This window comes from Pseudomonas borbori, from assembly GCF_900115555.1.
GTDB classification, from domain to species: Bacteria; Pseudomonadota; Gammaproteobacteria; order Pseudomonadales; family Pseudomonadaceae; genus Aquipseudomonas; species Aquipseudomonas borbori.
This window is the reverse complement of sequence record NZ_FOWX01000035.1, coordinates 36,825-52,629: the sequence shown is the minus strand read 5'-3', so window position 1 is coordinate 52,629 and position 15,805 is coordinate 36,825. Positions and strand designations below refer to the sequence as shown.

At 54.1% G+C, this 15,805-nt stretch carries 11 protein-coding genes; all 11 read right to left on the bottom strand.

Annotation, left to right across the window (positions count from 1 at the left end; all coding sequences use genetic code 11):
• Positions 1 to 247, bottom strand: a 247-nt coding sequence (locus BM315_RS20455; RefSeq protein ID WP_141123987.1) for a transposase, incomplete at its 3' end; no start/stop codon positions are given.
• Positions 248 to 292: 45 nt separating this feature from the next.
• Positions 293 to 847 (bottom strand): hypothetical protein, encoded by a 555-nt coding sequence (locus BM315_RS20450; protein WP_212632980.1) that lies wholly within the window; start codon positions 845 to 847, stop codon positions 293 to 295.
• Between the two features lie 91 nt (positions 848 to 938).
• Positions 939 to 2,129, bottom strand: a complete 1,191-nt coding sequence (locus BM315_RS20445) for a DUF3322 domain-containing protein (protein WP_090504915.1) — start codon at positions 2,127 to 2,129, stop codon at positions 939 to 941.
• Positions 2,129 to 3,121 (bottom strand): SbcC/MukB-like Walker B domain-containing protein, encoded by a 993-nt coding sequence (locus tag BM315_RS20440; protein WP_244527342.1) that lies wholly within the window; start codon positions 3,119 to 3,121, stop codon positions 2,129 to 2,131. Before BM315_RS20440 ends, BM315_RS20445 begins: the two co-directional genes overlap by 1 nt.
• A gap of 54 nt (positions 3,122 to 3,175) precedes the next feature.
• Positions 3,176 to 4,672 (bottom strand): reverse transcriptase domain-containing protein, encoded by a 1,497-nt coding sequence (locus tag BM315_RS20435; protein ID WP_090504921.1) that lies wholly within the window; start codon positions 4,670 to 4,672, stop codon positions 3,176 to 3,178.
• 265 nt (positions 4,673 to 4,937) lie between these two features.
• Positions 4,938 to 5,648 (bottom strand): YgjP family zinc-dependent metalloprotease, encoded by a 711-nt coding sequence (locus tag BM315_RS20430; RefSeq protein ID WP_090504913.1) that lies wholly within the window; start codon positions 5,646 to 5,648, stop codon positions 4,938 to 4,940.
• Positions 5,649 to 5,661: 13 nt separating this feature from the next.
• A complete protein-coding gene (locus tag BM315_RS20425) occupies positions 5,662 to 8,946 on the bottom strand; it encodes a type I restriction endonuclease subunit R (protein WP_090504910.1) in 3,285 nt (1,094 codons plus the stop codon).
• Positions 8,947 to 8,949: 3 nt separating this feature from the next.
• A complete protein-coding gene (locus BM315_RS20420; protein WP_090504907.1) occupies positions 8,950 to 9,834 on the bottom strand; it encodes an OST-HTH/LOTUS domain-containing protein in 885 nt (294 codons plus the stop codon).
• 10 nt (positions 9,835 to 9,844) lie between these two features.
• Positions 9,845 to 11,110, bottom strand: a complete 1,266-nt coding sequence (locus tag BM315_RS20415; protein WP_090504903.1) for a restriction endonuclease subunit S — start codon at positions 11,108 to 11,110, stop codon at positions 9,845 to 9,847.
• The gene (locus BM315_RS20410; protein WP_090504900.1) at positions 11,107 to 12,717 is read right to left on the bottom strand and encodes a type I restriction-modification system subunit M; all 1,611 of its coding nucleotides are present in this window, start codon (positions 12,715 to 12,717) and stop codon (positions 11,107 to 11,109) included. The genes BM315_RS20415 and BM315_RS20410 overlap by 4 nt, the downstream gene beginning before the upstream one ends.
• Before the next feature lie 669 nt (positions 12,718 to 13,386).
• Positions 13,387 to 15,804, bottom strand: a complete 2,418-nt coding sequence (gene gyrB / locus BM315_RS20405) for a DNA topoisomerase (ATP-hydrolyzing) subunit B (protein WP_090504897.1) — start codon at positions 15,802 to 15,804, stop codon at positions 13,387 to 13,389.
• Position 15,805: the final 1 nt, after the last annotated feature.

Sequence of the window (15,805 nt, the reverse complement as noted above, 5' to 3'; positions counted from 1 at the left end):
TCAGTTCGATCTCCGACAGGGCGGCGGTTTCCAGTACCACAGCGAATTTGGCTTCGGCTGGCCAGTCATCGGGCAACTTCTTGTCTCCTGGCACCACAGCTCCTTCTGCCTTGGCCTGTTTGCGCCAAGCATACAGGGTCACTTCGCTGATGCCTTCCTGGCGGGCCAACTCGGCCACGGACAGGTTCAGCGGCGGCAACAGCTTCTTCAACAGGGCGGCTTTACGTTCAGGTGAATAACGCGGCATTGCACAGCTCTTTCCGCCCCCGGCCTCGTTTTTTGATGAATCCGATCAGGCGACAACTATCCTGACACCGGGGGGCTCAACCACACCGTCGTTGTTACCACGGTAGGTTGCCGCTCCAGACTGAGAGGGGCGCTCCGGAATCACATCCACCGCCCCGGCTAGGTGGTCAAAAAAACCTAGTCGATTGAAATAGGTCAGCGTCGCTTTACAGGCACTGAAATCAATCGACACTGTTTTGCCAACCATTACGAGCTGATTGCACAACGCCAAGATTCGCGCAGCCGCGTCGATCATAATCTTGCAGCCTTTGGGCACAACGAACTCAGCGCCTGAGCAGACCGAATCCAAGGGCGATCCAACAGCAGCCAGCACATCCTCGAATGAGGCGCTGTCCACCCACACCCATGCCTCCTTTTTCAGGACAACCGTCAGCTTATCCATCACCACTGACCAGCGATGATCGGGATCATGGACGAATGAATCGGGATTCTTATAAAGAAGCGAATTGATCTCCCCCTTACCCACTCCAAAATGCTTGGCAATATCCTTTGCCTTTGAGCCTGGGTTTTCCCGCAGAAAACGTTCAACGTCAGCAATCAACCACCTATTCTCCTTGGCTTTTTGGCATCCAGAGGCTCTATCAGACCTCTCCGAAAACCACGACTCATTCTTTGCCTTCCCGAGCTGATGCTCATTTGCACGGCATCATCGCCCAGCTTTGCAAAACATCCACCACATAGTCTTGGGATAGTCGTTCCTGCTCCAGACGCCCAATTCCGTACTCTCCAGAGCGGAGGCTTTCGAAAAGTTCGGTCTCAGCATAACTTAGACCTAGCTCAGGCAAGTTTGCTGGTCGCACCTCGCTTACCCCACGGTCTCTGTAAGCAAGCAGCGTGGATTTATCCATCATCAATGCTTCGGCGTGCGGCTGCATGACTCTAACGTCAGCTAAGAATTTTAGCCCCCAGGTATCCAAATCTCCCCAGTAACCAATGCGCTTTTCCTTTAGCCAGCGCGCCTTAAGCCAGACCGTGTTGCGCCCTCCGCCAAATACCGCAACCGTGCCCGGCATATCCGGCAACCCGAATCCAGACTGTAAATTCTCCACAACAAGCACCCGCTCACCGGGTAGGGGATGCTCTAGAAGTTGCTCCAGCGGGATGCGCAAGACGTCGAATCCCGCCAACTGCATCCGTACCTGCGGGCACAGTGGCCTTACATAAAACCAATTCGCAGGTACCGGAATGCACGCCAACCATTGCTCTAGCCCTCCGCAGCTGGAGACTTGCTGCTCGTGCAATCCGTCCAGAAGCGCAGTAATCAAGGACTGGTTGACCTCTAGAAACTTGGTATCCACACCCTGAAGCGGTAATGCTCTGAAGTACCGTCCTTCACCCATACCACGCCGGAGCTGGGGAAGCACATGCGCAAGCAGTTGGGTTTCGACAACAGACAGCTTTTCCAGCTCTAAAATTTGCTTGATCAGTGTCGGGTACAAGCTCTTGTTGAGGGCGAGAAGAGGCTCCATCCGCGCCGCCCATCCCGCACTTCGTTCAATGGCCAGCGATCCCAATACCTCAATAAGCGCTTGAATCGACCCTATTTCTAGTCTTTCGGGCACGTCACACGTCCCCAGCTGCCGAAACTGCCGTGACGTCCAAATGACCTGGTGTGGGTTTGGCCATTGCCGCCAGGCTGCTACGTAGTCATGAAAATGACCGATGTCACTCAGCGCCTGACTACCAGTGGGCAATCCCAGCAACTGCTTAATAGGAAATCGCCGCTCACCTGATAAGCGATCTCTGAGCCTGCCTGGGTGATCCCACTCCACTCTTCGCAGCTCCTCAATGACCTCCTGCGGCAGCCGTCCCCACTCCCTCATTAGACCGGCTCCATCTCAATGCCCAAGGATTTGGCCGCGCCTTGAAGCACATGATGCTCATGCTGATTGAGCTGCTTATCGATCTCTTCCCAGGTGACCTCGCACAAACGGCTCTCATGCTTATCCTGATCCCGCTCGGCAATCAGCAAGGAACGCGCAGACTCCCGCGCAAGGTTGAGGTTCTTGTATGGCGTAATCAGATTGACGTGAATTTTCAGCTCTCGGAAGACTTTGAGAACGCGGCGACTAACTGCCTCGGCGGTGTTAGAAAAGGCCTCATCCAAGAACACAGTGCAGTAAAGAGGCCTGTCATACCCATCGGGTGTCAGTACATACGCCAGACTTGCCGCCACAATGGTTCCAGCAAAGGACTCCTTCTCGCCACCTGACTTGCCGCTGGAGGACTCCAGAACGTCACGCACTTTCTTACTGTCTTTCTCAACCTCCTCAGCGAAGAAGGACAGCTGATAACGAGAGTCCAGCAGACGCAGGCTTTCTAAAGTGCCGGATGTAGCTGGGTTAGTCGCCTTCTCCAACTTCTCAACCAGCTCCTTCAACTCACGGAAGCGCCCATCATGGTCATCGCTACCCGCCCGAGCCAGCACACGGATCATCTGGCTGTTAAAGACTTTTACGTGTTCGAAGGTCTCCGAGCGGCTACCTAAACGAAGAAAAGTCCCATGCTTGAACTCTGTACGCTCCAAAACATCATTGATCGTTTCGATCCGATCTCGAATGTCTTCACGCTCTGCGTCAATGGCTTGGCTGATGCGAGCCAGGGACTGGGTCGCATTCCGATTCAAGCGCTCACAGGCCTGACTAGCTTCCTGAGCGCTGCAAAAATGCTCGGTAGGGACAACCTTCAGCTCCCCATCAACCAGACAAAACTCGCCCAGGTGATTCGAGAACGACAATGGCTCCGGATTTTCGTAGGAGATGTCCTCGGCGGAATCTACCTTGAAGTACACCACCTCTACATGTGGATCTCTCAAGCCAGCCTCCCAAAATAAATGTGGCCGGGATAACTCCTTCGCATGATCAATATTTCACACACCTTTGTACTCGTACTTCAGAGACTCCGGATGCATTACTTTCTCGATACCGGCCTCACGCAAGCCCCGCTGTAGAGCACGATAAATCAATGTGAAACTTGGAATTTCTAGAAGCCGCTTCCCCTTGATACGTCGACGCCCAAGCTGCTTAACAAGACTTTCATGCGTTACGTTAAAAGGAAAGGAGTGCTGCCGATTATAGCCATGCGCAATTAATAACTTCGCTCGTAACTGAATACACCTGTAAATAGTTGAAACAAGCCAGCCATCCAAATCTCTAAGTTGACTCTCATCATTGAGCAGAGGGTAAAAGCTCATTACACCCTTGAAGTGAAGATATTTCTTCCTACCAGAAATATAATCAGTAATATCTCGATTTGACAACCCGCCATACATATAGCGCCGAACTTGCATAATAGAAACTAGCAGCGCCTTGTCTCGATCATTGGCTGGAATAATAAGCCCCTTCAAAGGACTTGATCTCAAGGGTTGGATCATCGATCTATAAAGCAAATAAGATATCTGTTTTTTTATTCTTTTTTCAGCAGTCTCTTTAATAGAAACCTTACCTACCCCTATTGAGTATCCTAGAAAATTGAAATAATTCTTTGAAGCAATCTCTGCTGGTAATCCATCTCGCGCCAAAAGACTTATGCCGTCAGATTTTTTTGCATTAATTGATACGCCAGCTTCTTTAGAGAAATCATTAATTATTGAAAATGATTTACATATTGCAGCGTAATCCGGACTCCAAATCACAGTGTCATCCGCATATCTAGCAAATTTCAAACCAGACTTTTCCAGAGACTTATCAATTTTCCAGCAAACCAGATTTGCTAAAAATAATGATATTGAAGTTCCCTGTGGAATACCTTTCTCGCGTGAGGCTAAGAACGCCTTGATTACAGCCTCTTCCTCATCACTAATAAGGAATCCATTTTCATGTAGTTGGCTGTACAAGTATGCATGATCAATCGATCCAAAAAAATCAGAGAAATCGAATTCTGCAATAAAGGTTCTTGCTTCTTGGGAAATATCAATTGCTATATCTTGTATAGCAAAATGGACATTTCTGTCATTCCGGTAAGCATATGAAAATGAACTAAACCGATGTCTATTCTTAGCAAGCAACCTACCATAAAAATACCGCGATACCGCCGCATCTGGTATTTGATATATTGTTAGCTCTCGACTTCCACCACTAGACTTTGGTATCGATTTTCGAAATGGTTCTGCCGGGACATATGTTCTATTGGATATTTTTTTAGCAATTGATCGCGCTATTGCTTTGGCATTAGATTTTACGTAAAACGGATTAAACCTTCGATCTACACCCCAATACTCTGGTGACTCCACCTTTTTTGGAGGAGCATCCGAAATTCGCTTAGTATTACGAACCCACTCAATATGGAGTTTATTGTGATAGTTATGATGCCTAAGAATAAGCTTTTCGCATTCCTTAACTATAGCGATGTAGATTTTTTGCTCCATGCTTAGACCCCATACCCTAAAAACAAAAAGCCCGAGTTTTACCTCGGGCCTCCCACGGAACAAACCTAGTAAAAGTAAGTTTTCATTTGGTTGGTACAGTTTTGATGCTGTACCCCCTATTGCGCAGCGTTAGCCGCTAAAAGAGGAGCCCCGTTCTTTCTCTAAGAAAGTCCCTGAAGAATGTGCCACACGCCACCGGCATGTCAACTACCTACGCACAGCAATAGTCTGGGAGACTCCGTTCGGAAATCCATAACGCAGATAGTCATACAGCATCTCCAAAAACCGCCCGCTCCAACACCTGGTGCTGCCTCTGCCAATCCGGCATGTGACTAGCCACCATCGACCAGAACGTCTTCGTGTGGTTCTTCTCCACCGTGTGGCATAGCTCATGGACGATAACGTAGTCCTGCACGCTGGTAGGAAGCTCCATCACCCGAGGATGAAACTCCAAGGTGTTGCTCGCATCGCAGCTGGCCCAACGGCTTTGGAAGTGACGGATTCGTGCACCCGTAGCCTGAAGTCCCGTTTCTCGTTGCCAGTGACGGACACGTACCAACAACTTCTCATGGGCACGATCCCGGTAGAACCGCTCAAGCAATGGCATTAGCACATCGGGCAGGATGCTTACCCCATCCGGGCTATCCACGATAAAGCGCGAGGCTGTGAAGGTGAGTCGAGGCTTGAGGATATCCGGCGTATGCCGTACCTCGGTGAAGTACGTACGCCCGGCATAGCGTAGGCGACTGCCCGTCACGATGGGTTCGCTGGCAAGGGGCTGATTCACCTGTGCCAGCTTTTCACGAATCCAGCGTGCACGCCGCAGCACCAAAGCTTCTTGCTCAGGCTCATCCACCAGCGGCCCGCGCAGAAGCACGGGGCGACCCCGTTCCACGGTCACGTAGTGGCGCTTGAGTTTGCTATCGAACTGGAAGTACCACTCGATTGCCGTTTGGCCGTAATTCAAGACTGGCATGGGTAACGCCGCGTTAGTTTTTCAGCAAAATATCGAAGATTCGCTTGGCGTGATCGCGCGCCACTGAACGCTCCCAGCCTGCCAGGGGCATCAATACCCCGCGCAGGTGATCTTTAAAATCAGGGTGCGTATCCGGCATTTTCTTCCAGTTTTCAGTCGCCAGCGCACTGTTCAGCATTTCATCTTCGAACAGCTTGGTCGTTGCCACTCTTGCCGTGTCCTCGGCCAGTTGGGCGGCAAGGTAGTGGTACACCGCCGAGTGTGCGGGCTTTTCAAAACCGGTTTTGTCTTTGTCCTGAATTCGCTGGCTGAACAGCTCCAGTTGCTCCAGGAACTTGGCCTGCGTAATGCGCCCCGCCTTTTCTTCTTCCAGCAGCTTTTCCAGCTCCTCGGCGATCTTGTTGAAGAATGCTGGATCCTTGTCCTTGCCGGTGACGATGGTTTGCTTAAGCTGGTTTTTCATCACCAGGGCGCGACTACCGGGGCTCGCCAGTTTCTTCAAACGCTCCATATCGCTGGCATCCAGAATCGACACCTCGTGACCCAGCAGGCTCTTAGCCGGGCTGGCCGCGATGTATTCATCCAGCAGCTGTTGAAGCAGCGCGGACTCCAGCTTGGTGATGCGTTCCTTGTAGGTATTACCTGGCAGTTTGTCGCGCAGCATCAGGCGAATCTCACCTAGCAGGGTGAAATAGGGCTTGAACGGTACGCCGCGAACATCCGGCAGGATGATGTCCACTGAGCGGTTGAACTGTTTCACCAGGTCGAGGAATTCTTCGACCATGTCCAGCCGGGCGGCAGGATCAAGGAAGCGCTCGGCGTCGTCTTTGTAGGCCTCACGCTGCGCCACCGGGTCATGCTTTTTCGGCAGCAACTTGAGGATGCGGTCGAGTGTGGCTTGCAGCTTGGGCAGTTCGGTTTCAACACCTTCCCAGACCTGCGAAGGCTTCACCTCGCCGCCGTAAATTTTCAGGGCGTGATCAAGGTGATCGACCACCCCGTGGTAATCCACGATGTAGCCGGCATTCTTGCCAGGCAGGGTGCGGTTCACCCGTGCGATGGCCTGCAACAGGGTGTGTTCTTTTAACGGCTTGTCGAGGTACATGGTGCCGACAATCGGGGCATCCCACCCAGTCAGCAGCATGTCAGAAACGATGATCAACCCGACATTGTTCGCCTGCGGCTTACCATCAAGCCCTTTACTCTCTTCCCCGTAGGGCAGGGGAAACAGCTTGCTGACGAAATTGCCGATCTGCTCAGACGGCATGGCCACCGGGGACTTTCCGGCTTTCAACTCGGCCTTAATCCGCTCCTCGATGCTGCGAATCTTGTCGGCCTTTATCTCGTACTCTGCCGCCTCTTCCATGGCAGAAGCGCCCGTACGGGAAGAGGTGATACTGGCCAGGGATATAACCACCTTGCTGTCAAAAGTGGGCAGCCCTTTGTTCGCCCGTTCGACCATGATCGCATCGAGCAGATCCTTGTAGCGCACCGCCATGTCGCGGCCATCGCACACCAGCATGGCTTTTAAACCTTTGGCCTTAACGTTGCTGAGGAAGTGCTCGACCAGGTGCTCGGCGACCTGCTCCATGCGATCACCGGCCTGGCGCCAACGACGCAGCAGCTCACGCTTCAACTCGTGCTGACGAACTTCATTCTGGTCGGCAAACTTCTTTTTGAACGCGGTATCCAACTCAGCATTGGCCGACAGAGCCACCCAGGCATCCTGGTACTTGATTGGCAGGGTTGCACCATCGGCCACTGCCTCATGCAGACGGTATTCGTCGATGTACTCGCCACCGCCAAACTCGCCCAGCGTGTGTTTGTCCTCTTGCAGCAGCGGCGTACCGGTGAAGGCGATGAATTTGGCGTTGGGCAAACTGGCGCGCATAAAGGCAGCGAGAAAGTCGTACTGACTACGGTGAGCTTCATCGACCAGCACATAGAAGTTGGGCTTGGTGCTCAGCACTCGGAAGTGCACCTTCTCCCGGCTGATCTCTTCCCACTGGGCCTTTACCGGAGCACCGTTCTCATCCACCGCCAGGTGGCGGACATTGCGCTCATGCACGATGAAGAAGTCCTTTTCCTCACGAATCCGCCGGTGGCGGATCGCCTGTAGGGCATCATCTTCTTCGTCAGGCGTCTCGGCAGCCTGATCAGAGGGCTGATCGTTCTCCTGGAACTTCTGCACCGTACTGGTAAACACGCTGCCGTAGTCGTTGGACAACATCTTCAACAACCCATCAACCGAAACAGCCTGAGCTGCCGTGATACCTACTGCATGGAAGGTATCTAAAATCTGTTTGTCGAGGTCTTTACGGTCGGTCAGTACCAGCACAGTAGGATTGTTCAAACCCGTGCTATCGGCACGCAGCATGCGCGCGAGCAGGGCCATGGTCAGTGACTTGCCGCTACCCTGGGTGTGCCAAACGACGCCGCCTGAAGGTTTCGGGGCGCACAGACGATCCACCGTTTTGCGCACGGCACGCCATTGCTGGTAGCGCGGCAGCTTCTTCACTGTCTTGCCGTCGCGGGTTTCGAACAGCACAAAATGGGTGATCAGTTGCAGAAAGCGGCTCGGCTCGAACAAGGCCCACAGGAGACTGTCCTGCTCACTTGGCGCTTCTCCTAACAGGGCGGTAACAGCGGCAGTCTCCAGCGCCTGCAACCGATAGCGGGCGTAATAGGCAGGCTTGGTTAGGATCGCCCCATACAGCCCTTCACGCCGATTAAGCCCAACACAGACTTGGTTGAATACAAACTGGGTAGGGAAGGTGCTTTGATAGCCATCCAACTGGCCCAAGGCTTCGTCCAAACGGTGATGGCTGGCTTTGCATTCGATGATGGCGAGCGGCAAGCCATTCACAAACAACAGCAGGTCTGGGCGGAAAACATCCCCATCCGCATTGCGCCCCACGTACTGATCGACCACATGGAAGTCGTTGTTGCTGGCATCACTAGCATCGAAGAAGCGCACGCTGCGCGGCTTGCCCTCGACATCCTTCACTTGGATGTCGGAACGATGCACCACCTGTTCCCAGAACGCTTTGTTGCCAGGCAACAGATCATCATTGACGCGCTTACGCAGCTCAATCAGCGCCGCGCTGATACCACCGGGGGCGCTCGCCAGCCATGGGTTGAGGATGATCAGTCGAGCCTGTAACACATCGTCCAGTACCGGAGCCAGGTGACGATTTTCAACCTCCACCTGGCTACCGGGTAGATGGGTGTAACCCAACTTGATCAGCCAATTGATGGCGGGCAGCTCGACCCCGACCTTCTCAGGTGACTGGCTCATTGCTTACTCCTGTTCCTTGGAGGTTTCCCTCGGACGACTGCGATACCAAACCACCGTAGCGCCGTTATCGGCTTGGCTTTGCTTACGAATTTCAAACTGCTGCGACTCATGGATGACATGACGCCAGCTTCCGCAGCCATAGCGCTTAGGCGTCTGCTCGGGGTAGGTCTTGGCTATCCAGTGAATGGCTTCGAAAAGAGGTGTCCACCCAGCCTGAGCCAGCTTGGTTTCCGCTTCACGTAAGCAGTTGGTTATACCGCTGCTAGCCCAGTGTACGGTGCCATCCGGCCCAATACCGTTGATAACGAAATCCCTGTACTCCGGGGTCTGCATAAACGACACCATATACTGCCGGGCTTCGTCCATGGATTTAGCCCAATCGCGCAGCGTCAGGTAATGGCCGTCAATGGTTTCGTAACTTTCATCGAGATATGACTCAGCGGCTATACAGCCATCGACGCCCCAAAGGTCGAAGCGTTGAAGGAAGTGGTGCACCAACTCGTTACGCAGGTCGACCAACTCCTTAAGTGCAGCCTTGGTCTCGGCATAACGCTCTTCGGTTAACTCCATCTGGCAGCGGAAGCTAACCCATATCTGATCAATAGGCTCAGCCTGCTCTGGCTCATCAGCTAAGTCCGTCAGCTTTAAATAGCTCTCGGTCAGCATCCCCACCAAGGTGCCCAGAGTCTTCTTATGGGCACAGGCAATCTTCTCGTCGCGAATCGCCTGAAGTCGTTCCGGCGGGCCACTCAACTCGCTATGGGCAACCATGGCCTTGAGCAGCCGCTCGTATTGCTGCAACTGCAACATGCAGCGTCCGAGCTTACGCTGCACAGTGCGCTGGAGGTCAGGCACAGGATCCGAGGGCAGGGTGTTGATTTCGTCCATGAATAAGAACTCAGCCTATGCCGGTAGGGCTATCGAGCTTGACCCGCCATTCGCCGGTTAGCAGTTTTTGCATCAGGCCACGTTTGAGGGTCTGGAAATGCAATTGCTTTGAAAATAGCAGCCCAGTCTTGGCATCAACAGAGTCCAGAATGCCTGCTATTTCTTCCTGCTCTTGCTTATTTTCAGGTGCCACTAACGGAAGCGAAGCAAGGATTCCGGTATTCATATTGGGCATGGTTTGCCCGACCGCGTTCTGCTCCAGCCATGTGCGCACCGTATCCAGCTGCAACAGATGCGCAATATATGCCGAGCTATACCCCTCCGAAGGCTTTGCCTTGAGACATCCTGTGCCACAAAGCGCACCTGCTGATTGCTCATCAATCAATGCGAACCGAGCAACGTCACCACGACGACTAAACAACAAATCGCCAGCGACCAGCTTATGCTTTGCAAGTTCTTCTGCTCGTTCAGGGGCAATACGTGCTGCCGTCGAAAGGTTCGCTCGGCACTTCAACAAATCCTTGGGCATGAGAACAGGAACCCCCTCATCTTGATATTCGGCAGCATGCAGTTGGCTACCAAATGGCCCTGTCTGGAGTGCTCCATTGCAGATGCCTCCAAGTGTCGTGATCAACCACGTCTCTGGAATCTCTCCTAGTTCACTGTCTTTGAAATCGGTATGCGGAACCCAGCGCCCATTAGCATCTTGAGTGCCAACACCCCGACTGAACAGGCTTTGCATCAGACCCTGCTTGAGTGCCTGGGTAACTTCAATTTGGCGGGCGATCACATCCAGCTTGTCATCCACAGCCGTGAGGATTGCGGCGATTTTTTGTTGCTCGGGGAGCGGGGGAGTAGCAATGTCGAGCGATTCCAGTGATCCTCGACTCAAGCTCGGAACGCCGGAAGCTTCGTTAAGCTTTCTCAAGTCAAACGAGGAGATGCAGTAGTAAAGCCATGACCAATCAAAGGTCACTTTCGGTGTTGTATAAAAGGTCGTATCTATTGCCCAAAATGGGCCATCACTGCGCTGTACCTTATCAATCGTTCCTTTGCGTCCCAGGATGATGCTAGGGCCTTCATACAAAGGTGAATCGGTGTACCCGGAAATACCACCCGTGCCATAGATCGGAATGCCACGCTCCGACTTTTTAATATCAGCCGGTGACTTTCCATAAATCACATCAACCAATCCGGAGAGCTTGTCGGCTGACCAAGCGGCAGGAATCCAGCCGCATGGTGTTGACGTATAGCCCGGTTTTTCAGCCAAGCTCATGCATCAGCCTCCAGCAGACCCAACTCAGCCAAATAGTCGTTCAAGCGCTCATCAATCTGCACCTCTGCTTCGGCCAGTGCCGACAGTTGTGCCAATGTTACAGCCACGTCAACGGTCTCTTCAGACTCACCATTGTCGATATAGCGCGCAATATTGAGATTGCCATCGTTGCGGCGAATTTCGTCCAGCTTCACTACCCGACAATAGTTCTCGACCTCAATTTGCTGATCGAATGCCGCCTTATGGGTGCTGACGATGCGGGTGATGTCTTCAGCACGCAGAGTGTTCTGCGCCTTGCCTTCGAGGTAGTCGCGGCTGCCATCGATAATGATGACTTGGCCCTTGAGGGCAGCGGGCTTCTGCTTATTGAGGATCAGCACGCAAGCCGGTATACCGGTGTTGTAGAACAGTGCAGAAGGCAGGCCGACGATGGCCTCAATCAGGTCACCTGGCTGACTGCCATTAGCTGCATCAGTACCGAACAATAGCCCTGCACGAATCTTGCCTTCCTCGCCACTGCGGAACAGCACCCCGTGCGGCAGGATAATCCCCATGCGCCCATCAGCCTTGAGACTGGCCAGCATATGCTGAGCGAAAGCGAGGTCGGCATAACCACGCGGCGGGATGCCATAAACAAGCCGACCATACGGGTCACTGACCTGCTTGTAGTTGGGTGCTTTGGTCTTTTTGCCATTCTCCTGCTCGTTCTCGTTACTCAACTCCAACGGAGTCCACCAGGACTTGGCTGAGAACGGCGGATTGGCAATTACCCGGTCAAAGGTTTTCAGGTAATCACCGTCGAGGTGCTTGGGCTCGACCAAGGTGTCGCCGCGCTCAATGGCAGCGTGCATGTTGTGCAGGTATAGGTTGAGCTTGGCGATAGCCCAGGTGCCCAGGTTCTTTTCCTGTCCGAACAGCAGCACATTAGGCTTACCCATTAGGGTGCCGTTGGGCAGGCCAGATACATGGTGGGCGCTCTCCACCAGCATGCCACCACTGCCGCAGGTAGGGTCATACACACTATGACCGGGTTGCGGGTCAATTAGCTCAACCACCAATTGCACCACGGCCTTGGGCGTATAGAACTCGCCGCCCTTTTTGCCGGCATCATCGGCAAACTGCTTGATCAGATACTCGTAGGCATCGCCCAGCATATCGGCCTTGTAGAGGTCTTCGTTGCCCAGTTTGTACTGGTTGAAGTGGCGCAGCAGACGCTGCAAGGTGGCGTCCGACAGCACCCGCTTATCGCCGTACTGCGTAGCGGTCAAAACATGTTGCAGTTCAGGGTTGTTGGCCTCGATGGTCGCGAAAGCCTTGTCGAGGGCTTCACCAATATTCTCGGTGCGAGATATCAGATCGAACCAACGGGCACTAATCGGAAATTTGCCCCATTTGTCCTCAATTTCATCCTGAGCCTCGCCAAAGCTCAGACCTTCGTCCTTCATCAGCTTGGCAATGCGCTCTTCGAACACATCGTTGTAACGTTTGAGGAAGAGGAGGCCAAAGATGTAGTTCTTGAAGTCGGAGGAGTCGATGGAGCCGCGCAGAATGTTGGCAGATTCCCAGAGCCAGGACTCCAGCGTTTCGAGTGACAGCTTGTCAGCCATGGGTAAATCAATCCCTATACAAAGCACAACGCCCAGTACCTGGCGATTACTGCCATTCCGCCTGGGCGCATCAGAAAAATGTGGACTCGATTCTACAAGTCGACGCCACTTGAAGCCCGAAAAATCAAATGCCCTGAATGACAAAACCCCGGCAGACCTTTCAGTCAACCGGGGTTTACCAGCAGGAGGGGAGTAGGCCATTAACTTTGACCTAACCATCTAACTTTGGCCGAATGGGCAAATAACTTTGTCCACCTACAGGCAGGGTGGCAGGGTGGCAGGGTGGCAGGGTGGCAGGGTGGCAGGGTGGCAGGGTGGCAGGGTGGCAGGGACATCAGCATGCGGTTTGTTTTAAAGAAGCCGCAAGCGTGTCGCATCGCACTGCCCATCAGTAATGACTGCTGATGGGCGATGCCCTTTTGATTGGCATAAATTGAAGCGCCCTAGCCGTCCCGCCGAATCTCCCAGAATTCGTCCACGCCAAAACGAGATTTTTCGCCTCTTCCTTGTAGCTTCACTACATAGCTCGCCTATGCGTGCTTGTGTGGCTATGCCTAAAAGCCTGATCTACAAAGAAAAACCCCGGCGCTAGGCCGGGGTAGTGACAGAAATTGTCATGACAATAACTCGTTAAATCATGCCAATTAACCTGCCCGTCGACAACACCAATCAGAAGTCCAGGTTGGAAACCGCCAGGGCATTGGCCTCGATAAAGTCACGGCGCGGTTCGACCGCGTCGCCCATCAGAGTGTTGAAGATCTGATCGGCACCAATCGCGTCCTCGATCGTCACCTTGAGCATGCGCCGTACTTCGGGATCCATGGTGGTTTCCCACAGCTGGTCCGGGTTCATTTCACCGAGCCCCTTGTAGCGCTGGATGCTGTGGCGCTTGGTGCTTTCGGTCATCAACCAACCCAGGGCTTCCTTGAAGGTGGCTACGGCCTTCTTGCGCTCGCCACGCTGCACGTAGGCGCCTTCTTCCAGCAGGCTGTTCAACTGGTCGCCCAGGCTGGTGACGGTCTTGTAGTCGTTGCTGGCGAAGAAGTCGCGGTTGAAGGTGATGTAGCTGGAGACCCCGTGGGAAACCAGTTCGACCTGCGGTAGCCAGAGGTGACGCTCCTGGTCTTCGTGCAGGCTGGTCTTGTACACCAGGCCGGACTTCTCCATGCCTTTCAGGCGGGCATCGAGCAGACCCAACCAGGCTTGCATGGCATCCTTGTCGGCCAACTGTTCGGTGCTGACACGCGGGATGTAGACGAAGTGCTCGGTCAGCTCGATCGGGTACAGACGCGACAAGCGATTGAGGGTCTTCATCACCAGGCGGTAGTCGTTGACCAGGCGTTCCAGCGACTCGCCGGACAAGCCGGGCGCGCTTTCGTTGACGTGCAGGCTGGCGTCCTCCAGGGCCGAATGGGTCATGTATTCCTCCATGGCCTCGTCGTCCTTGATGTACTGCTCCTGCTTGCCGCGCTTGACCTTGTACAGCGGCGGCTGGGCGATATAGATGTAGCCGCGCTCGACCAGTTCCGGCAGCTGACGGAAGAAGAAGGTCAGCAGCAGGGTGCGGATGTGCGAACCGTCGACGTCGGCGTCGGTCATGATGATGATGTTGTGGTAGCGCAGCTTGTCGATGTTGTACTCATCGCGGCCGATACCACAGCCGAGCGCGGTGATCAGGGTGCCGACTTCCTGGGAGGAAATCATCTTGTCGAAGCGGGCTTTCTCGACGTTGAGGATCTTGCCCTTGAGTGGCAGGATCGCTTGGGTCTTGCGGTTGCGGCCCTGCTTGGCAGAACCGCCCGCGGAGTCACCCTCCACTATGTAGAGTTCGGAAAGGGCAGGGTCCTTTTCCTGGCAGTCGGCCAGTTTGCCGGGCAAGCCGGCGATATCCAGGGCACCTTTACGACGGGTCATCTCGCGCGCTTTACGCGCAGCTTCACGGGCTCGGGCGGCATCGATCATCTTGCCGACCACGGCCTTGGCTTCGCCCGGGTTTTCCAACAGGAAGTCGGAGAAGTGCTTGCCCATTTCCTGCTCGACCGCGGTTTTCACCTCGGAGGAGACCAGCTTGTCCTTGGTCTGCGAGCTGAACTTGGGATCCGGCACCTTCACCGAAATGATCGCCGTCAGGCCTTCGCGGGCATCGTCGCCGGTGGTAGCGATCTTGTGCTTCTTGGCCAGACCTTCCTGCTCGATATAGGCATTCAGGTTGCGCGTCAGCGCCGAGCGGAAGCCCGCCAGATGGGTGCCGCCGTCGCGTTGGGGAATGTTGTTGGTGAAACACAACAGGTTCTCGTTGAAGCTGTCGTTCCACTGCAACGCCACTTCGACGCCGATGCCGTCTTCACGCTGGATGCTGAAGTGGAACACCTGGTTGACCGCGGTCTTGTTGACGTTGAGGTACTCGACGAAGGCGCGCAGACCGCCTTCGTACTTGAACAGCTCTTCCTTGCCGCTGCGCTCGTCCTTGAGCACGATGCCGACGCCCGAGTTGAGGAACGACAGTTCGCGCAGACGCTTGGCCAGGATGTCCCAGCTGAAATGGATATTGGCGAAGGTCTCTGCGGACGGCTTGAAGTGGATCTGGGTGCCGGTAGTGTCGGAGTCGCCGACGATGCGCATGGGTTCTAGCGGCACACCATGCGAATAGGTCTGCTCCCAGATGTGGCCACTGCGGCGCACGGTGAGCAGCAGGTGCTCGGAAAGGGCGTTGACCACCGAAACACCGACGCCGTGCAATCCACCGGAAACCTTGTAGGAGTTGTCGTCGAACTTACCGCCGGCATGCAGCACGGTCATGATGACCTCGGCGGCGGACACACCTTCCTCCTTGTGAATGTCCACCGGGATGCCACGACCGTTGTCGCTCACGCTGATGGACTCATCCGGGTGGATGGTGATGGTGATGTCGCTGCAATGCCCCGCCAGAGCTTCGTCAATCGAGTTATCGACCACCTCGAATACCATGTGGTGCAGACCGCTGCCATCATCGGTATCGCCGATGTACATGCCAGGGCGCTTGCGTACGGCATCCAGGCCTTTCAAGACCTTGATGTTATTGGAGTCGTACGTTTGGTTTTCGCTCATG